The following is an 18,660-nucleotide window of genomic DNA, read 5'->3' as shown; positions in this document are numbered from 1 at the left end:
CTTTTCTGATGTCTTTAGGGTAATTAAAGAACACCGTTAAGCCCTCCCAGTTATTGCGCCAAGACTTAACCACATGCGGGTACTCAGTGCCCCATACCTCATCAAAGTGTTCAAGGTTAGCCTCTGCTATCTCAAGCGTATCAGCGCCGTAGATAGCCTTTAGATCAGCCGCTACTGCCTTTTTATTTGTCCAAGGTACAAACTTCATCGAATAGCGCACCATGTGTACGATACACAGCTGAACCTGAGCGTTGGGATAAACGGTATTGATGGCATCAGGGAAGCCCTTTAAACCATCGACACAGGCAATGAGGATATCTTGCACCCCGCGGTTTTGTAGTTCAGTGAGTACACCCAGCCAGAACTTAGCGCCCTCATTCTCTGATAGCCACATACCAAGCAGCTCTTTTTTACCATTAAGTCCCACACCTAGTGCCAGATAGATAGCCTTGTTGATAATCTGTTTATCTTGACGTATCTTCACGACAATACAGTCTAGATAGACGATAGGATAGACACTGCTTAACGGCCGGTTCTGCCAAGCGGTGATGTCCTCTAAGATGTTGTCAGTGACTCTTGAAACCAGGGTGCTTGAGATGTCGACATCGTAGAGCTCTTTGATACTCTCTACAATCTCAGTGGTGGTTTGACCCTTGGCGTAAAGGAATATGATCTTGTCATCAAGGCCGCTAATACGGGTTTGATGCTTACGTACTAAAGCAGGTTCAAAGTCGCCATCACGGTCTCTTGGGGTGGATATCTCAAGATCGCCTGTGTCACTGCGGACGGTCTTTTTAGTATGCCCATTGCGTTTATTTGGCTTATCTGCTTTCTCATGCTTAGGGTAGCCAAGATGGTCTTCCATCTCAGCTTCTAGGGCGGTATCAATAAACGATTGCATGAGCTGCTTTTGGAAGTCTTTGATGTCATCGAAGCTGTTCATACTACTAGCCATCTGCTCGGCCAGTTTCTTAATGTCAGTTTGCTTGGTCATTGCTTATTCTCCTGTTATGGGATTATAAGCAGTTACACAGTTTTTAGGAAACTCCCACTATCTCTCACTTTAACGAATTATTTCGATATTCTTTATCTCACCCTTACATTTTTGAAATGAGTAACTTCATCCAAATTGCCTTGCACACTATTAGGTTGCGACTTTAACAGCACTGTCTGGTTAGGTAGCTTTACCGTGATGCCTTGGTTATTGATTTTATAGAGCACAGGTCTGTTGGTGAAGCTCAGTGTCTTCGTTGTTTTATCATAGTCAAACTGTCCTTCATAAAGCAGCTCAATTCTGTCTTCTTTATTTGCAAAAGCATAATATAATTGCTCGCTGCCATCTTTATACTGACTATCAATCACCAGTTTTTTGCCATTATCTATAATAAGGGTATAAATATAAGGTAGTGTGCCCGCTGCATTCTGATCATCATATTGCGGTAGCATTTCATAATTCTCGACCTTCATTTTGCCATTGACCCTTTTGCTTTCAGTAATAGATAGCAGGCTTCTTGAGTTATATTCTTCCTCAATAATACGCACCGCTACTGGCTTATTATTGATGACCTTAAACTCTTTAAACTGATGCCATGCTGCGCCACTCTTAGTCATCGTGTTTAAGGTTTTACTGTCTTTATCTATGCCAAAAAATCCGCAATAGCCTTGCGCTAGTTCAGTAAAACCTTCGCTAAGCACGAACCTGCTCCCTTGCTTGAGATAAACCTGATAAGAAGGCCCGCCGTAACAGCCGTAGCGACCATCTTGCAGTGCCAAGTCTTTTTTATTATCAAAATTAAAGTCATCGTATATGAGTACGCTATGTTCGCCATAATGCCTATTGGCAATATTAGCGCTAACCTTGTTGCCTAGTTGGTACGCTTCACTATTGCTCAGCTCATACTCTATATCAATATCAGTTGGCTGGCTGATAAGGGTTTGCTTGGTTTTGGCATCTATAATATTTATACTAGTGTTTTCTTCACTATCCTCATCGGCGCTAGTCTGAATAACCGCATAGTAATCGTCAGAAAAATCCTGAATCTGATAGTGCTGATTTGAGGTTTGAGCCAAAGCTGGCAATGTTGACATAAAAACAAGCGCACCGGTCATTATCGTCGTTGCTCTGAATCCTCTTTTAAACAAGCCTTTAGATAGAATATTGCTAGTCATCGGATAATCCTTATTCGCTTATTTTTTATTATCATAGGTCTTATAGAACAATATAAACCACTCATCAGCTATTGTTAAGTACAAAAAAAGGCGCTACTTAAGCGCCCTGTTTATATCATTACTTTTAACAGCTTTATAAGCCGCTATTGAGTCAATACCCAAGTGCCATTAACATCATTAACTTTAAAGGTACCACTATCTGTACGGCTTTTACCACCAATCGTTTGCGTGACGTCAGCAGTGCACAAATAAGTGTTGTCACCTTCGGTAGTATCGCAGCTTACGTTTTCTACTTTTTCAAGCGTTGGCATCATCCCTTCCATCATGCCGCTCACAGCTTTTGCCATCTCATCATTGCCCGCATTTGCCATAGCATCATCCATCATACTGTTGGCCTTATCATACTGAGCTTGGATAAGTGCCTCTACATCGCTTTCAGAAGGACCACTAGAGCAAGCCGCGAATAATGGCGTGAGAAGTAGTATCAGCGCGAGTTTTTTTAGGTTTTTCATATCGTTCTCAATGTATCTATAATGTTGCTTAATTATACAGATTCCTTTCTATAAACCCAACTTAATTTTAGAAAATAAAGTCAATTTTATTCGTGAGTGGTTTTTATAGTCAAAATATCCTAGGGCGTGTCTTCAATTCACTCGATAGTCATCTAAATGGGCTAAAAATGCGACGCTATTGCTGATATTGATTTCTTGTAGCCTCTGTCTGTACAGGCACAGCAAGCAAGAAAAATTGATATGAGCAGTGCACGATTTATCGATATTACTTTTCACTCATTATACATTTCGATAAGATGGAAAGATTAAAGTATGCCGCATACAGACAGTCCATTATCGATGCTGTTATGATGATAGTATCAATAATAGTTGCGAGATGGCTGTGTGGCAAATCTACCTTTATATATTACCCATAGGCTTAGGGATTATGACATTAGCAGCAAGCTTATTATGCCTGTTTGCTTACTTAATGTCTGATGACAATGCCACGCGCTTGCCTGCTTTCAACTGGTTTAAGCGTTTAATTATCGTGGCATTTATTCTGCTAAGTATTGGCTTGTTTATGACCTTTGGGCATTTTTGGGGTTAGCTCAAGTTTGAGATGGATAAAACCCACTTTTATGCGTTAACAATTTTCTCCAGTTCTAATAACTCTAAGTCCTGACGTTTGGGCTCGCCATTATTACCATCGTCTGGAAACGGCATTTTATTACCGTTTAGCTGATAGCCACGGCGCTGATAATAAGCCAATAGCTCAGGGCGATGGCTCAATATAGACATGGTCAGACGACTTGGCTGCTGATTATTTTGCTGATCACTTGATGACAAATGTCTTCCTGCGAAAGTCTCTGCCGCTTGTAGAATTATATTACCCACGCCCTGCCCTTGCAGCTGTGGATGTACCGCAAACATGCCGATATACGCTTTATTCTTACTGTCAGTGCTATTAAGGTCACTCTTATTTGTATCAGCATTAACTTTTATATCGACCGCAATACAACCCAATAGCTCACCAGTCTCCTCTCCATCGCGTTCGCCCGTTATGGTTTTTGGGTACACGAACAGATAGTGTTTTGGATTGGCGATGATGCTCGCCAGCTCAGCTTGAGTAATACGGATACCACCGACCAAATCTGCTTCATTGGTCCAGCCTTCCGTCTGCCGATAGCAGCGATTTAGCAGTTGTTCCAGTGCCTCAATATCATCGGTTTCTGCTTGGCGTAAAAATACTGATGTGCTATTCAAGTGGTTTTTATTCATAAAATTGGTTTTCCTTTTCCATCAACATAATATAAAAGGCTGACCCAAATCAATAGGCCAGCCTTTATAGTAAACCTTAAAACCTTCTAAATGCTAGCGCGATAACGCCTGCGCTTGTTCGATAAGGTTAAACCCTGCATTGATTTGTGCGCGTGTTGGTGCATGACCACGGCGCAGTAATTCAGAAAAGGCGACTAATTCCTTATCACGTCCTAACGTACTGGCTGCACTCGCGCGCGTGTCTTCTCCATCATCGTCAAAATAATACTCAATATAATCAAGCGTATCTGGCGAACCAAACAAGATGTTGTTATCAGGCGTCGCCGCGTGTCCACTATAACGCAGACTTTTGCCGTATTGTGCCGTCCAAAAGAAAGGAATACGCTCTTCTAGCGAGTTGACATCGTCTTGATTTAAGATAGCGGCAGCGGTCACGATGCCGTGTTGTAGCGCCACCCGCCAATGCTCAATACGCATACGCCCCATTTGGTTGGTCGCTTTAGCAATATCACCGAGCGCATAGACGCCATCACGCAGTTGTAGATGCTCATCCACTTGCACGCCATCTGGCGCGTTTACCTCATTTAATAGCTCGGTACGTGGGGCGACACCTGTACCTAAAATGACCACCTCTGCTGCCAGCGTACTGCCATCTGACAGTTTTACGCCGCTGACTTTACTACCTTCTCCAGTGATTTTATCAACACCCGCGCCAAATGCGAAAGTCACCCCTTTTTCTTCATGAAGTTTGATGAGCGCATGACTCACTGTTTCTGAGACGATATTACTCATGACGCGGCGGCTGCGACCAACGATAGTAATAGAGGCAGTCGTGCCCGCATCTGCCAAGGCGGAAGCCACTTCCATCCCAATAAAACCCGTACCAACGATGACCACATGCTTATTATCACTGGCGGCCTTGATGTCTTTGGCATCATCCATACTGCGTAGCGTATAGACACCATCCAGCTCAGCGCCTTTAAAAGGTGGTATCTTAGGCTCAGCACCTGTCGCGACGACTAAGAAGTCTGCTGTGTGCTGCTCACTATTGCCTTTTTCGTCGGTTATGACGATGGTGCACTCATTAGGCAATACTTCGCTCACGGTCTGGTTTAAGCGTAGCTCAATATTATTGTTGCTTGCCCAATCGCTACCGCCAAGCAATAACTTATCTGCACTTAGTTGCCCTGCCAAAAATGCTTTGGATAATAAAGGACGGTTGTAAGGGGCTGTATCATCTTTACTGATTAAGGTAATCTTGCCGCCATAACCTGTATGACGCAACTGATTGGCGGTCATAAAGCCTGCGCCACCGCCACCAACAATAATGGTATGCGTATCTGTCATTTTATCATTAGCAACACTATTATCTATCTTCGCTGAGGGATTGACAATTAGGCTATCGCCCTCATCTGTCAGCTCATATTGAGTCAGGCCGCGCATAGCAACAGGCTCTAAGAGCGAGCCATCGCGACTGTCAAAACTGCCATGGTGCCAAGGACAGACCACGCGATTGCCACAGCGCATACCGTCACCGAGATCTGCACCAACATGAGGGCATTTGCCATCAAAAGCAAAAAACTCATCCTCATCACGGGTGATTAAAATGATACTATCATCATCTTGTTTATATGACTTCATGCCGCCACTTGGGATGTCAGACTTATTAATAGTCACTAGATTTTTGGCAGCGATTTTATTATTGGCTTGGTTATCACTAACTTGGCTCATAGGTCATCCTTAACAGTTATAATTGTTTACTGAATAAAACGCGTTTGAGATATTCGATACACTTTAAAAAATACAGGTTTACTAGGGCGTGTCCTCAATTCAATTGATCATATCTAAACGGGCTAAAAATGGCTAAATTTTGCCAAACATCGTTAAATAGCTGGTTAATATCCCGATATTATCTGCGCTATTTTCCTTGTTTGACTGCAATTTATCTCATTTTTATCACCATTTTTAAAATGAGGACACGCCCTAAGAATTACTATATTTAAAAAAGCAGATTCATTGATAGTAGCAAGCCCAGTTAGCGTACGCTGTTTATTTGTATGTTTACTGCGTTGCAAAACGTAACTTTTTAACCTTCACTAACCTTCCGAATCCTTTTGCTAGTCTTTAATACGTCGCTTTACTCTCCCAATCTAAAACCTATCATTAAAATAAAAGATAACTTTATGACTTCTCAAAATCAAGACAACCAGAACGAAATGACCGTTAATTCTACTTCTCAACCTGACTCAGACAGTAAGCCATCTAATAATGAACAGCTTGATATCACTAGTGTCGATATCGAAGCCGCGACGGATACTGCGCAATTACCACAGCCAAACTTGCCACCTATCAAACAAGCGACTTACAAGACACATAATACAGATTTCGTCGTCAATGAAATATTGCCGTTAGAGTTTACAGGCGAGGGTGAGCATCTATGGCTACATATAGAGAAGTCAGGGATAAATACGGCCTATCTGGCTAAATTACTGTCAGAGTGGGCAGAGATTCCATTGCGTGATGTCGGTTACTCAGGACTCAAAGACCGTCATGCGCTGACGACGCAGTGGTTTAGCCTACGAATACCAAAAAAGCAATTGCCAGAGTCTGAGTTTGTGCCGATAGATATTAGCGACAACGAGTCGGTCATTATCCTCGCCCAACACTGGCATAATAAAAAGCTCAATCGTGGTACGCATAGGGCCAATCAATTTATCATCACCTTGCGTGATATTGAATTGGCAAGTGACGATAAGTCATCTGTAGAGCAGCATTTAACCAATATAAGTACCACGGGCGTGCCCAATTATTTTGGCCCGCAGCGTTTTGGATGGAATGGTAATAATATTAGAGAAGCCTTGACGTTATTTGCTCGTTCAACGCCAGAGAGCCGACCGCAGCCAAAAAAGAGCAAACGTAAACGTGCGCCGCGAGAGCAAAACTCTATGGAGTTCTCCGCTGCTCGTAGCCTGATATTTAATGAGATACTTGCAGCGCGAGTGCGTGATGGTAGCTGGAATACTGGACTGACAGGAGAAGTGTTCAATCTTGATGGATCAGGATCTATATTTGCCGCTGAGCAGCTGGACGATACATTACGCGCGCGCCTTGCTAGTGGCGATATTCATCCAACCGCAGTGATGTGGGGTACAAGCAACGACAAGGTGACCAGCGCAGCGGCTGACATCGAAAACGATACCGTTCAGCACAGTGTTTTATTATTACAACTGGCAACAGGTCTGGAGCAACGTGAAATTAAAGCGCAAAGGCGAGCGCTACGTTTGCCGATAGAAGCATTAACATGGCGCTGGATGGATGAGCAGACTTTGGTGTTAGATTTCACCCTAACTACAGGAAGCTTTGCCACTAGCGTATTGGCAAGTCTAGTACAGAACTTACAGAGCGCTTAAAACGATTATAAAGACCGCTTAAACCTGATAACTCGGCCGCGTCATAGCCTGTACGTCAATCAGCTCATTAGCGCTTACGACCTGATTGCGATTACGTGCTTTGGCTACATAGAGAGCTTCATCAGCTAGGTTGATGAGGCATTGACAAACGCGATCCGGTAAAAGTTGTGCCTCTGTCGCCTGCACTGTTTTGGTACTTCTCAACCTAAATAACGGTACTGTATGACGATTTTGAGGGGTTACCTGCGTTGTCGCCTCTGCAAATTCTTGCTTAATACGATCTCGTTCTGCCGCGCTAAACGTATATAACCCTAGACTGGCGGTGACTTGAAAACTTGGCTTATTACAGGTTTGTACCACATGACTACTAATATTATCTCGCAGGGTCTCAGCGATAGCCATCGCTTCTTTATGAGCCGTATCAGGCAGTATAATCAAAAATTCTTCACCACCATAACGGCTGACGCTGTCTAAATCTAATGTATTCTTTAGTATTGATGCCACTTCGCGTAATACTTGATCCCCTACTTGATGACCATAATTATCATTAATGTCTTTAAAAAAATCTAAATCAAGCAAAATAACACTATAGTCCTGATTATCAGGCAATGCATCTAGTGTTTGCTGCATTTGCGTCAGACTATATCGACGATTATATAGAGTAGTCAGCTCATCTTGAGTGGCATGCTTTACGATTTCTCTTTTACTATCGTCTAAGATGAGGAGCAGCATGCGAAAGGCGTAGACAATAAAAATAGCTTTAGGAAGCGCCAAATATATGTGGGTCAAACGCCAAAAAAAGGTAGAGGAGCGTTGTATCTGATCAAAGCCCTCCCAACCTAATGCTTCATTCTTGTACAAGGAGGCGGCAATAGCATTTTCGATAACCATAATTTCGTTATAGCTTAGATAGCTAAAAGTATCGATCATCGGATAGGCAATAGTCAGTTGGCGCAGATTAGGCAAAAGAATACCAGAATAAGGCGAAATAATAGCCAACAAAACCAGTGCAATTTGCGTCAAAAACATATACCAAACGTACTGGCGTTTAATTAACATCATGCTAAGCACTGCACCACCGACCAATGACACGCCTGCGAACAAGCTACTATAGCCCATCATCACGACGACCACGGCAATGTAAAGGGTATAAGGCACAATTAACATAATTTGCCATTTATCCAAGTCTTTACAGTTGTTTCTAGTACGAGATAAGTAGCCGACCAGCCACCAAGAAAACAACCCCATTACTGTCACTCCCAACCATAATGGGTATAACAGATGGATATTGACATAATCATCGAGCGCATCTCGAAAGCACCAAACCATCAAGCACCACAGCCAATGGGTGGAGACTTCTATCACCACAAATAAGGCCAGCAGCGACGCCCTATCGGCCGCCTGCCATTCAAAAATAACTCGGGAGAGTCTTTTATAGCCTAGATGAGATATCTTTACAGCCATAATTGGGCTACCGCAGGTAGTATAAAGTTAGTAAGCTCAAATTAAAAAACAGTTCTCTTTGCCTTAAGCTTACTCTGAATAGCGCGTTTAGTCTGATAATTTTTACTTTATTTATAGCGTTGCTGTACTGGCTAATATACTAGGGTATATCCTCATAAAATGAGGGTTCAGTTTAAAAAATAATCATTTGTTGATCAAGTAGTTGAATCATACTTATCGATTATTTATAACGGCTTTTAAATTAAGACAAAGTCGCAAAAGACTGCCAAATGCCTTGCTGTTCAGGGTGCAATACCGGTACATCACCTATACGTCGCCACGGCATATTACTACCATGGAAGTCACTCCCTATCGAGGTAACGAGCTGGTGCTCGGCTATGCTGCGATCCACCATTCTACGAGTACTAATCGGCTCACTATTGGCAGGCAGCTCACAAGCATCGCCGCCCAACTGAGCGAACTCTTCGATAAGCTTACGTACTCGTGTCGCCGAGAGCTGATAGCGCGTTGGGTGCGCTAGGACTGCTTTGCCGCCGCAGGCATGGATCAGCTCAATCCCATGCTGCATCGTCAATGCCTCGATTGCCACATAAGCGGGTTTATTGTCCGCCAAATACTTATCAAAGGCTTTTTGTACCGTCTTTACGTCACCGCGCTCAAACAGCACTTGACCAATATGCGCGCGTCCAACCGCTTGTGGATTGCCGCCAGCTTTATCCAGTATCGCTTGCCATAGCGTATCAAAATCAATCTCTAGCAGCGTACTGAGCTTTTCGGCGATACGCTGACCACGAGTCGCACGACTGTCTTGTAATTGCTGCAATGTTGCGTGCATTTTATCAAAATCGGTAAAATCCAATCCCAGCACATGAATGATCTTGTTGGTAGATTTGTTTTTGCCATAACCACCGCTCAGCGTATGTTCACAGCTGATTTCAACGCCGTTAATAAGCGTCATGCCGTAGCCCGTGGCGGTTGCCCTCGCCTCATCGATGCCGGCTAGGGTATCGTGGTCTGTCAATGCCAATACATCGACACCAGCCGCATGAGCACGCTGCACCACTTCCGTTGGCGCATAGGTGCCATCAGAGCAAGTACTGTGACAATGTAAATCGATTTTCATAAAAATAGCCTTAAGGTTTTGAATATGGTAATGCTCATGAGTATGGTATCAATAAAATGCAAGAAAATGGCAAAGGCAGGTCATATAAAACGATTATCGTGTTGATTGCTTTTTTTTGGTGCAGTAGACGTGTAAACTACCCTATACGTTTTGTTGGACATGCCACACGCTATGAAAGCCCTATTAGACTTTATTCCCTTAATTGCTTTTTTTATTGTCGCCCGTACCCAAGGTATTTTGGCGGCAGCAGGCGCTTTACTGATTGCCACGATTGTTGTCTATGCTATTCACTTTATTCGCCAAAAAGGTAAATTTGATAAGCAGCAATGGGTGGTTTTATTATTGACCATCGTATTCTGTGGCGGCACGCTGTTGCTACGCGATGACATTTACTTGCGCTGGAAGTCACCGATTATTAACGGCATCTTTGCCTTGACGTTATTTGTCAGTGCCGCTATTAACAAGCCGTTGATGCAGTTGGCCATGAAAGAGGTCTTTACCCTTACGCTCAGTGGTTGGAAGAAGCTAACCGTCGCTTGGGCGCTGTTTTTTGCCATGATGGGTGTACTACATTATATCACGGCATTTACCATGTCAGATGAGGCTTGGATTAACTTCAAAACTTACGGCTGGATTCCCATTATGTTGGTGTTCGTGGTCGCGCAGTTTGCAGTATTAAAAAAATATATCAATCCAGCGCTGACCGATAAAGCGGCTAAATAAGCACTGGTTAGGTAAATAGTCGCTAGATAAGTAAGCATAAGAATAGTCCAACACTCGCCATTTGGTATGCAAGTTTATTATCTTATAATAACTGATTACTGCTAAATTCTAATATTGATAATGATTAATCAGTAACGATGGTACGGTTTATTATTACTGTTTATTAAGGAATTATTATGTCTTTATTCGCCATTATTGGTCATGACGTTGCTAATAGCAGCGCACAACGGCAGATCACCCGTGCTGAGCACGTCGAGCGTCTGCAAGCATTAGACCGCGAACAACGGTTAATTATCGCAGGTCCGACCCCTATTGAGCATGGTAAAAGCGAGATGTCAGGCAGCTTAATCATCGCTGACTTTGACTCACTTGAGGCAGCACAAACATGGGCAAACGCTGAGCCCTATCTTCGCGATGGTGTGTACAGTCACGTCGACATTAGACCCTTTATCCATACATTGCCCAAGCCAGATGATAGCGCCTCAGACAAAGTAGTCAAATCGTGAATCAGTGCGTATCCTGGTCAAAAAACCGCTACTATCAACGCAGTCTTGCTAGCGTCATGCTAATCACGGCTATGTCAGCAATGACAGCGTACGCTGCGCCAACGGTCACAAATGTGAATACCGCTACGACAGATCCGTTAGCTACAGCGCCGTTAGATGGACAAGCGGCTACCACGCCAGCAATGAATCCTAATTCAAGCCTTGATATTAATAATACCTTGGCAGCACAGTTGCAACCTTCCAACAAGGCGCTAAACGCTGCCAATCAAGAGCTGCTCAGTCGCAATGCCCAACTACAACGACAGGTCAATGACTTGCAGACCCAAGCCAATGTGTTGGTTTATGAGAGTAAAGGTCAGCTGTTTTTATATGGCGCGTTCACGGTATTGATCAGCTTATTGGTAGGTATTTTTGTGTCTTGGTTAGTATTTGTGCGCCGTGAACGCTGGTAATAGCTGCATATCTATACTTAACGGCACTTAACGGCATTTGATGGACTTAAATTTCTCTGATGCTTCCCATATATCGTCAATCCAAAATAATATCAATACAATGAAACCGAGTGCAAGCTATACATGAGTATGGTCAGTGAGGTGGATGCTGTCGTGATATTATGGTTGACATATAGTCAAACTATTCTAAAACGCGATGGTATTGCTGATATCAATTTTTTGTCGCCTCTGTCTACGCGGGCACAGCAAGCAAGAAAAATGGATATCAGCAGTGCCTGATGTGTCGATATTATTCCTCACTCACTATAGCTAAAAACGCTCCTAAGAACTTTGCCATGTCTAACGCTCAAATTAAAAATGCTGAACAGCCCAATATTATTACGCCTGCCAACATCGATTGGCAAACGGATGATACGGGCAATAGAGTGCCGGTATCAGGCGAGTTTGGTGATGTCTACTTCTCACACGCCGATGGTCTAGCAGAGTCGCGCCACGTGTTTTTAGCGCACAACCAACTGCCCGCGCGCCTCGCAAACCTTGCCCCAAAGCAATGCTTTACAATCGCTGAGTTAGGCTTTGGGACAGGACTGAATCTTTTAGCGACTTGGCAACTATGGCGACAGCTGCGTGATAAGCAGCCACACTTAGCCACTGCTCGCCTGCATTTTATAACGACAGAAAAATATCCTATTCCCCTTGCAGATTTAACGCAGATACTCACCTTGTGGGGGCAGCGCGCGCCTGAGCTTACCGAATTCATTGAGCCTCTACTAACGGCATACCCACCCCTTATCGCGGGCTGTCATCGTTTGAAGTTTTTTGAGGATAATCTGACCGTTGATATATGGCTTGGCGATGCGGCCGATAGCTTGGGCAAATTAGCAGTAGATACATCCCTTAAGCCTACGCCCTACATCGATGCTTGGTTTTTAGACGGCTTTGCCCCTTCTTGCAATAGCAGCTTATGGGCTGACGCTATCTTTGCACAAATGCAGCGTTTATCACGACCAATGACTACCGCCGCTACCTATAGCTGTGCCGGTATCGTCAAACGTGCATTGCAAGAGTGCGGCTTTCAGATTAAAAAAGTAAAGGGCTTTGGCCGTAAACGCGAAATGCTAACGGCAGTCATGAGTGATCCTAAGCTCGCAGATGATAACCATAGTATAAATGGTAATGCTGCGCTGCCTAGCGAGCGTGAGCAGAGCCATACCGTCGTTATTGGTGCAGGCGTCTCTGGGCTGCTAACGGCTTGGTCACTGGCCAATCGCGGCATTCAAGTCAGCTTACTAGACAAATCAGCACCTTTGGCGGGTGCCTCAGGCAATCCACGCGCCCTACTCGCGCCCAAAATGACACCGCTTCATCATGTCGACGAGCATCTGCATAGCATAGGCTATCTCTACAGCAGTCGGCTCTATCGCCTATTTAATACCAGGGCTGAGAAAGAAGGCATAGCACCGATAATTGAGCCAACTGGCGCGCTTGATTTGTTAATCAAAGCCAATATCGGTACAGAGCAAATCGCTGATTATCCTGACGATATGGCAACCACACTTTCCTGTGAACAGGCACAAAACGCGAGCGGCTTAAAAGTGCAGAATTTATCAGAGAACTTGTATTTGCCCCAGTCTGGCTTAGTCAATCCGCAGGCTTTAAAAAATATCATACTCATGCATCCGCTCATCCGTTTTCAACAATTAGACGTTAATAGTATTAGCGAAGCGCAGGAGCATGTTTGTATTGAGGGCATTAACCAAGATAAAGGTTTGCTCTCTATTACCGCTGATAATGTCGTCATTTGCGCAGCTTATGAAAGCCATACGCTGGACAAGCGTATTTTTGATTGCCGTAAAATTCGCGGTCAGCTCTCGTGGTTTGTCCCAACCGCTGAGCAGTACGCGAAGCTACCCAAAATACCTTTGAAATATAGCGGTTACTGCGCCTCATTTACCGGGCAAACGGGTGATGAACAATTAAATAAGGTAATAACAGGTGCACCGCATTTATTACTGGGGGCTAGCTTTATACGCGATGACACAGCCACGGATATTCGTCATGAAGAACACAGTATTAGCCGTGAAAAACTAATCACTGCCATACCTGAACTCGCGTCCATTATTCCATCAGATACTTTGCTTTGGCAAGGACGAGCGGGCATTCGCACCCAAACGCCTGATTATCATCCAATCGTTGGACAGTTAGCCCAAAGCAAACGGATGTGGCTTATGAGTGCGATGGGTGCTAAGGGTTATGCACTGGCACCCATATGCGCTGAGGCCTTGGCAGATATGATGTTAGGGTCGTTTCCACCCTTATCGACAGCGATGCTTGCGCGCCTGTCGCCAAATCGTACACGCTTGCAGACGCCGCTCATTTAAGCAATTTGAGCATAGCGAACAAATTTAGCTATACTTTTTACCTATTTTGTTTAGCTGTCTTTATCACTACTGTCCATTCTTGACTTAACCGCACCAAACAATGATTTGCCGGACTCTGATGTATTAGAGTGTTGATTAGATATTCGCGCCGTACTATCACTATCTACGTTTAACGTTGGGGCAATAAGCGTACGAATTTGCGCTTCATCTCGAGTGTTTTTTTGAATCGTCACCGCTGCAAATAGACTCATAGTAAATGCCATCATATAAAAGCCTTTTTCACTTAAGCTCAAACCCCCTGCATTCATGAGCCCAACGGCAATAAGAAAAATCGATACCGCTAGCGCCGCCCAACTTATTAAATAGTATAAGTTGGTGGTTGGAATACCCTCAGCGCGATCACGAATCGTTTTTTGTAGACTAATCGCTGAATATAGCCCAAGTGCCAAAACGGCAAAGTAGTAGCCTTTCTCATTAAGTAGCATACTTTGTGCATTCCATAATCCCAGCAGATAAGCCAATACGCCTACCAGCATCACTGCCCAAGAAGTACCGACATAAGCAATGGTTGGCTTATAAGCCGCTAGCTGACTTTTCGTAATTGTGTCATTATCCATTATCATCCTTAACTACTTATCAATTATTATTTATTAATCGCATCGCTAATAAATAGAGTAATACTTGCCGACTAGTGTTGTACCTTCAGGTAAAATAGCACAAATGTGTTATGTTGTAATATAGAAATATTTTAAATATAGCGATACTCTTATCATCATCGTTTTTATCACGACAGAGTCTAAACATGTCTTTTTTTAGTTTACTGATTTTGCTAAGCCTGATCCTTATTGTGCCGATATTCTTTGTGATGAAAGAAAAGTCTCGACAGTTGCAAATTGATTCAACACAGCGCCATCGCGAGTATCTGGCGTCCGCGACCAAGGCCTCATTAGAGAATAATACTAAAATGGCTACAAGTGAGGTCGCGAATGGACTTGCCGTTATTAACTTCTCATCGCAGCATCCTTTTATAAAACGGCTGTATGATGAGCGCGTACCGTCCGCTTTTCGAGCAATCATGGACGATATTGGTCAACAGTATGAAGGCACCCATCATCAGCAAATAACCGAATCACAATTATTTACTCTCAATAAATTAATAGAAACTCGGATTCCTGAATTGATTGATGACTATCTCAGCCTTGATGCAAACTATGCAAAAACCGTCATTATTGATAGTGATAAAGCAGCGACCAGCTACACCATGGTATTGGAACAATTGCGCTCTATTTTGGACTTTGCACAAAAGCTCAATACCCAAAGTCAAAGTGGCGTCGTCGATAAGCTTCTTGCCAGCCGTCGCTATTTGGATGACGTATATCAAGAGAGCGGAACGACAGCTGATATATTAAAAATAAAGTGAGACCTGCCAATGGCTTATCAACAAACCACCCTAACCCTTCCTGCCTACGCGCGCGGCATTCACATCATAACGCCGCTGATTGAAGAGGCCATTAGTCAGCTCTTACCGAATTCGGCTAAAGCAGGGTTGATGCATCTATTTTTACAACATACCTCCGCAAGCCTAGCCATCAACGAAAATGCTGACCCGGATGTCAGATTAGATACCGAAGACTGGCTGAATAAAATTGCCCCAGCCGATCAACCGGAATATCGCCACATCTTAGAAGGTTCGGATGACCTACCAGCGCATTTTAAAAGCATGCTGTTTGGCGTAAGTTTGACTGTGCCGCTGGTAAATGGGGCGCTAGGACTAGGAACGTGGCAAGGCATTTATTTATGTGAACATCGAGACCATCTTGAAACGTATGGTGGCAATCGCAAAATTATCATTACCGTCAATACTTAATCAATGGTCACCAATGGTAGATTGTTCCTTACCCTTTACTGTGCTTAAATAACCCTCTCTTTACCAATAGTCATCTGCTTATGAAAACCCATCTATTTACGCCAGCCAAGCCTACGCGCTATCTTCGTGTACTGCCTGTTATTTTTTTGAGTATGTTTTTAGTCACTGCTTGTGAAAAGTCATCAGAATCTGAGACAGTTAACGGGACCACCACTGATGCAGCAGTCCAAACGACACCTGTGACCTCTAACATCAATGTACCTGAAGTGACGGATAGAGAGGCAAATGCCGCTGAGACTACTGTAGACTCAGCGCAAGATGTCAGCTTAAACGAGCTTGAGAAAGATCTTGAGCCAACGGATAGCGCAGCAAACAACGCGGCTGTTGCGCCCAATCCAGAGCAAGCCATTAAGGGCGCTCAAATCACTGATGTTCGCTATAAAAGCGCGGCAGGTGAATCGTTATCTGTCGTTTTTGAGACCTCGGCAGCAGGTGTGCTCAATGCTATCGTCACCCTACCCAACAAACCAAAAATGACCCTAAGCGCGCCAGAGGGTCAAGGCAATAACCCGACTTACCGCTCAAGCGATGGTAGTATTCAGCTGGTCAGTCATGCGGGTGGTGGTAGTATTGATTTTATTCGTAATAATAAAGTTACCAGCTTTGATGCGGTCAGTGCTGAAGCGGAAGTCATTACAGAATAACGATGGCAAAAAAACTAGCATTAATAAATAGACACTAAAAAAGCATGCAATAAAAAAGGCGGCAAATATTATAGATATTTGCCGCCTTTTTTAGGCTTGTGGAGCTTTAACCAAAGCCAGTTGTGTTGCCAAACAGACTTACCAGCCAGCCAATCATTGCCCACAGTCCCCAGCCAATCACTACAATGACGAGTAAGCCGAGCATATCGGGAATATGTAGATACAACCATGCAACGACTGGATTACGCCAAAAGAAAGCAAAGCGGCTTTGCTGCTGCTTATCTTCTAATGACTGATGCAAAAACGGTCGATCCATATGCATCGTTTCCGTGATGCCATACTCATCGTGTAGATGCTCATGGACGATGGTCAAGGTTTTGCGACTGGGACGAATAAAGATATCAAGCAACGTGCCAATGCCCGGTACGATACCCACGACCATATCAATCAGTGCCAATCTAACCGCTGGCGTCATCTTATGCGCAGGGACGCCCAACTGCCGACCTAATATAAAAGCATAGCTGGTCAAAGCCAATCCAGCCAAATCTCCTGCCAGCGGAATGGTCGAGAGCGCTGCATCAGCGCCCATGCCTTGCTTGGTAAAAGGCACACGTACCAGCGAATCCATCGTATTGGCAAATTTTGCCAGCTTACGCTCGGTCGCGATGACTTGTGCGCGTGTTAGGCCATGCGCGGCTAGCTTTGCCTGATAATCGATAACTGGCGCATTAATATCAGCGCCCTTTTTCGCTTTTGACTTTGAGAGCTTTTTGAAGTTATCCATTAAAAGTCGTCCATAAACAAGCGATGGCGATAAGAGCAAAGACGTAACGCCCTACCCATATGTTGGCTAAAAACGCCTGAAAACAAGCCATAGCTTGACGACTGGCACAAGCGCTGTTTTGCTTGGCGAACATCATTGCGACTAGTGCCAAACCAAATACGGGTATGACACCTAACGTCGTCGGTGCGAAGTAATGCCACATAACCATGCCCATGATCAGCAAAAACAATGTTTGTAGCAGCGAGATAATAATCACATCGTAGCGACCGAATAATATCGCCGTTGATTTTACCCCAATTTTTAAATCATCTTCACGGTCAGCCATGGCGTACTGGGTATCATAGGCCACTGTCCAGCACATATAAGCGATAAATAACAGCCAACCCCAGATATCAGGTGCGCCCTGTATCGCCACATATGACATCGGTATCGCCCAACCAAAAGCGGCAGCTAAAAACACTTGCGGCAAATGGGTAAAACGCTTCATAAATGGATAAATGAAGGCCAGTATGAGAGCGCCAAGCGACCAATAGAACACTTCAACGGGCAGGAAAAATAGCAAACCAGCACTGAGTGATACCAGTACTAAAAAGGCCGCAATGGCTTCCTTGCCAGACAAGCGCCCATCGGCAAGCGGTCGCCCTTTGGTGCGGCTGACATAACCATCGACCTTGCGATCGGCAAAGTCATTAATCGCGCAACCTGCCGCCCGCATAAAAATCGCGCCTAGCGCAAAAAGTACAAATATCTTGAGGCTTGGCAAGCCTGCTGTTGCCCCTTGCTGCTGCGCTTGACCCATAGCAGCCAGCATCACGCCCCATAGCGTTGGCCAGAGTAACAGCTCAATACCAACGGGCTTATCAAAGCGCGTCAGCTGCAGGTAAGCGTGTAGCTTTTCTTTAAAACTTAAAGCTGAGTGATGGTTGGTCATAGAACCCTTACCTCTAAATATACCTTTTTTAAATAATCAGCATTTCAATGCATTGTCTCTAAGTTTGCCATTTCTTCGCAAACAGTCTCTAAACGTTCTGCCACAGTCGATTTGCTTCGATGAGTGATATCTCAGGATATTGTTTGCGTAAGGCTTTAATCGCAAGGACTTTATCTTTTTGTGCTGCCTGCTTACGCAAAAACGCCAATTGCTCTTGCGGATTGCCTAACTCTTTAAGACGTGCTTCCAGCCGTAGAATTCGGGTGCGCAGGATGATATTTACCAATAGCAAGCCGGCACCCATGATCCATATTATCAACGTTGTCATCCCTGCTCCTAAACTTAATAGCCTTAAATTTAATACATTTAAAGTT

General features: G+C 44.1%; 20 protein-coding genes. 9 read left to right on the top strand and 11 right to left on the bottom strand.

Annotated features, from left to right (window positions below; genetic code table 11):
* The 3 genes from W293_RS0110955 to W293_RS0110945 all read right to left on the bottom strand — a co-directional run.
* The coding region (locus W293_RS0110955) for an IS256 family transposase (RefSeq protein ID WP_025650619.1) at positions 1-994 on the bottom strand (994 nt) is incomplete at its 3' end.
* A gap of 92 nt (positions 995-1,086) precedes the next feature.
* Positions 1,087-2,169 carry an XAC2610-related protein gene (locus W293_RS16805; RefSeq protein WP_025652481.1) on the bottom strand — a complete coding sequence of 361 codons (1,083 nt, stop codon included), beginning with the start codon at positions 2,167-2,169 and terminating at the stop codon, positions 1,087-1,089.
* Between the two features lie 143 nt (positions 2,170-2,312).
* Positions 2,313-2,681 carry a hypothetical protein gene (locus tag W293_RS0110945; RefSeq protein ID WP_025652480.1) on the bottom strand — a complete coding sequence of 123 codons (369 nt, stop codon included), beginning with the start codon at positions 2,679-2,681 and terminating at the stop codon, positions 2,313-2,315.
* 427 nt (positions 2,682-3,108) lie between these two features.
* Between W293_RS0110945 and W293_RS0110940 the strand changes: the two genes are divergently transcribed.
* The gene (locus W293_RS0110940) at positions 3,109-3,270 is read left to right on the top strand and encodes a hypothetical protein (protein ID WP_227502363.1); all 162 of its coding nucleotides are present in this window, start codon (positions 3,109-3,111) and stop codon (positions 3,268-3,270) included.
* 29 nt (positions 3,271-3,299) lie between these two features.
* On the opposite strand, the gene W293_RS0110935 is transcribed toward W293_RS0110940, so the two are convergent.
* Together W293_RS0110935 and W293_RS0110930 are read right to left on the bottom strand one after the other, a co-directional pair.
* Complete coding sequence (locus tag W293_RS0110935; protein WP_037025398.1) at positions 3,300-3,941, bottom strand: GNAT family N-acetyltransferase; 642 nt, start codon at positions 3,939-3,941, stop codon at positions 3,300-3,302.
* A gap of 93 nt (positions 3,942-4,034) precedes the next feature.
* A complete protein-coding gene (locus W293_RS0110930; protein WP_025652477.1) occupies positions 4,035-5,672 on the bottom strand; it encodes an FAD-dependent oxidoreductase in 1,638 nt (545 codons plus the stop codon).
* Positions 5,673-6,124: 452 nt separating this feature from the next.
* Here W293_RS0110930 and truD point away from each other — a divergent pair, with 452 nt between their 5' ends.
* Positions 6,125-7,351, top strand: a complete 1,227-nt coding sequence (truD, locus tag W293_RS0110925) for a tRNA pseudouridine(13) synthase TruD (protein ID WP_025652476.1) — start codon at positions 6,125-6,127, stop codon at positions 7,349-7,351.
* Positions 7,352-7,369: 18 nt separating this feature from the next.
* On the opposite strand, the gene W293_RS0110920 is transcribed toward truD, so the two are convergent.
* Both W293_RS0110920 and W293_RS0110915 read right to left on the bottom strand, forming a co-directional pair.
* Positions 7,370-8,815 (bottom strand): sensor domain-containing diguanylate cyclase, encoded by a 1,446-nt coding sequence (locus W293_RS0110920; RefSeq protein WP_198015444.1) that lies wholly within the window; start codon positions 8,813-8,815, stop codon positions 7,370-7,372.
* A gap of 241 nt (positions 8,816-9,056) precedes the next feature.
* On the bottom strand, positions 9,057-9,938 hold the full coding sequence (locus tag W293_RS0110915) for a PHP domain-containing protein (RefSeq protein ID WP_025652474.1): 882 nt from the start codon (positions 9,936-9,938) through the stop codon (positions 9,057-9,059).
* A 171-nt stretch (positions 9,939-10,109) separates the two neighbouring features.
* On the opposite strand from W293_RS0110915, the gene ispZ reads away from it, so the two are divergent.
* The 4 genes from ispZ to mnmD all read left to right on the top strand — a co-directional run bounded on the left by ispZ (position 10,110) and on the right by mnmD (position 14,000).
* Entirely contained in the window at positions 10,110-10,661 is a 552-nt protein-coding gene (gene ispZ / locus W293_RS0110910; RefSeq protein ID WP_025652473.1) for a septation protein IspZ, read from the top strand.
* A gap of 176 nt (positions 10,662-10,837) precedes the next feature.
* A complete protein-coding gene (locus W293_RS0110905; protein ID WP_025652472.1) occupies positions 10,838-11,167 on the top strand; it encodes a YciI family protein in 330 nt (109 codons plus the stop codon).
* The gene (locus W293_RS0110900; RefSeq protein ID WP_025652471.1) at positions 11,164-11,619 is read left to right on the top strand and encodes a hypothetical protein; all 456 of its coding nucleotides are present in this window, start codon (positions 11,164-11,166) and stop codon (positions 11,617-11,619) included. The genes W293_RS0110905 and W293_RS0110900 overlap by 4 nt, the downstream gene beginning before the upstream one ends.
* Positions 11,620-11,954: 335 nt before the next feature.
* A complete protein-coding gene (gene mnmD / locus W293_RS0110890; protein WP_025652470.1) occupies positions 11,955-14,000 on the top strand; it encodes a tRNA (5-methylaminomethyl-2-thiouridine)(34)-methyltransferase MnmD in 2,046 nt (681 codons plus the stop codon).
* Positions 14,001-14,050: 50 nt separating this feature from the next.
* Here mnmD and yiaA read toward each other — a convergent pair whose 3' ends face one another.
* Complete coding sequence (gene yiaA / locus W293_RS16370) at positions 14,051-14,617, bottom strand: inner membrane protein YiaA (protein ID WP_025652469.1); 567 nt, start codon at positions 14,615-14,617, stop codon at positions 14,051-14,053.
* Between the two features lie 185 nt (positions 14,618-14,802).
* Between yiaA and W293_RS0110880 the strand changes: the two genes are divergently transcribed.
* The 3 genes from W293_RS0110880 (at position 14,803) to W293_RS0110870 (ending at position 16,571) form a co-directional block, all read left to right on the top strand.
* Positions 14,803-15,420, top strand: coding sequence for a hypothetical protein (locus W293_RS0110880; RefSeq protein ID WP_025652468.1), 618 nt, complete (start codon positions 14,803-14,805; stop codon positions 15,418-15,420).
* A 9-nt stretch (positions 15,421-15,429) separates the two neighbouring features.
* Positions 15,430-15,867, top strand: a complete 438-nt coding sequence (locus W293_RS0110875; RefSeq protein WP_025652467.1) for a secondary thiamine-phosphate synthase enzyme YjbQ — start codon at positions 15,430-15,432, stop codon at positions 15,865-15,867.
* 80 nt (positions 15,868-15,947) lie between these two features.
* Complete coding sequence (locus tag W293_RS0110870) at positions 15,948-16,571, top strand: hypothetical protein (protein WP_025652466.1); 624 nt, start codon at positions 15,948-15,950, stop codon at positions 16,569-16,571.
* A 106-nt stretch (positions 16,572-16,677) separates the two neighbouring features.
* Here the strand turns inward: W293_RS0110870 and W293_RS0110865 are convergent, their stop codons facing one another.
* The 3 genes from W293_RS0110865 to W293_RS0110855 form a co-directional block, all read right to left on the bottom strand.
* Complete coding sequence (locus tag W293_RS0110865) at positions 16,678-17,355, bottom strand: DUF4112 domain-containing protein (protein ID WP_025652465.1); 678 nt, start codon at positions 17,353-17,355, stop codon at positions 16,678-16,680.
* Positions 17,348-18,286, bottom strand: coding sequence for a 4-hydroxybenzoate octaprenyltransferase (ubiA, locus tag W293_RS0110860; RefSeq protein ID WP_025652464.1), 939 nt, complete (start codon positions 18,284-18,286; stop codon positions 17,348-17,350). The genes W293_RS0110865 and ubiA overlap by 8 nt, the downstream gene beginning before the upstream one ends.
* Before the next feature lie 88 nt (positions 18,287-18,374).
* Entirely contained in the window at positions 18,375-18,614 is a 240-nt protein-coding gene (locus W293_RS0110855) for a hypothetical protein (RefSeq protein ID WP_025652463.1), read from the bottom strand.
* Positions 18,615-18,660: the final 46 nt, after the last annotated feature.

The organism is Psychrobacter sp. TB67 (assembly GCF_000511065.1).
GTDB classification, from domain to species: domain Bacteria; phylum Pseudomonadota; class Gammaproteobacteria; order Pseudomonadales; family Moraxellaceae; genus Psychrobacter; species Psychrobacter okhotskensis.
The sequence above is the reverse complement of the archived record's forward strand: the minus strand, read 5'-3'. Positions and strand labels throughout refer to the sequence as shown.

Excerpts from the sequence above, each read along its gene's own strand:
- W293_RS16805 (WP_025652481.1), bottom strand. The coding sequence starts at position 2,169 with ATGACTAGCAATATTCTATCTAAAGGCTTGTTTAAAAGAGGATTCAGA.
- W293_RS0110945 (WP_025652480.1), bottom strand. The coding sequence starts at position 2,681 with ATGAAAAACCTAAAAAAACTCGCGCTGATACTACTTCTCACGCCATTA.
- W293_RS0110940 (WP_227502363.1), top strand. The coding sequence starts at position 3,109 with ATGACATTAGCAGCAAGCTTATTATGCCTGTTTGCTTACTTAATGTCT.
- W293_RS0110935 (WP_037025398.1), bottom strand. The coding sequence starts at position 3,941 with ATGAATAAAAACCACTTGAATAGCACATCAGTATTTTTACGCCAAGCA.
- W293_RS0110930 (WP_025652477.1), bottom strand. The coding sequence starts at position 5,672 with ATGAGCCAAGTTAGTGATAACCAAGCCAATAATAAAATCGCTGCCAAA.
- truD (WP_025652476.1), top strand. The coding sequence starts at position 6,125 with ATGACTTCTCAAAATCAAGACAACCAGAACGAAATGACCGTTAATTCT.
- W293_RS0110920 (WP_198015444.1), bottom strand. The coding sequence starts at position 8,815 with ATGGCTGTAAAGATATCTCATCTAGGCTATAAAAGACTCTCCCGAGTT.
- W293_RS0110915 (WP_025652474.1), bottom strand. The coding sequence starts at position 9,938 with ATGAAAATCGATTTACATTGTCACAGTACTTGCTCTGATGGCACCTAT.
- ispZ (WP_025652473.1), top strand. The coding sequence starts at position 10,110 with ATGAAAGCCCTATTAGACTTTATTCCCTTAATTGCTTTTTTTATTGTC.
- W293_RS0110905 (WP_025652472.1), top strand. The coding sequence starts at position 10,838 with ATGTCTTTATTCGCCATTATTGGTCATGACGTTGCTAATAGCAGCGCA.
- mnmD (WP_025652470.1), top strand. The coding sequence starts at position 11,955 with ATGTCTAACGCTCAAATTAAAAATGCTGAACAGCCCAATATTATTACG.
- yiaA (WP_025652469.1), bottom strand. The coding sequence starts at position 14,617 with ATGGATAATGACACAATTACGAAAAGTCAGCTAGCGGCTTATAAGCCA.
- W293_RS0110880 (WP_025652468.1), top strand. The coding sequence starts at position 14,803 with ATGTCTTTTTTTAGTTTACTGATTTTGCTAAGCCTGATCCTTATTGTG.
- W293_RS0110875 (WP_025652467.1), top strand. The coding sequence starts at position 15,430 with ATGGCTTATCAACAAACCACCCTAACCCTTCCTGCCTACGCGCGCGGC.
- W293_RS0110870 (WP_025652466.1), top strand. The coding sequence starts at position 15,948 with ATGAAAACCCATCTATTTACGCCAGCCAAGCCTACGCGCTATCTTCGT.
- W293_RS0110865 (WP_025652465.1), bottom strand. The coding sequence starts at position 17,355 with ATGGATAACTTCAAAAAGCTCTCAAAGTCAAAAGCGAAAAAGGGCGCT.
- ubiA (WP_025652464.1), bottom strand. The coding sequence starts at position 18,286 with ATGACCAACCATCACTCAGCTTTAAGTTTTAAAGAAAAGCTACACGCT.
- W293_RS0110855 (WP_025652463.1), bottom strand. The coding sequence starts at position 18,614 with ATGACAACGTTGATAATATGGATCATGGGTGCCGGCTTGCTATTGGTA.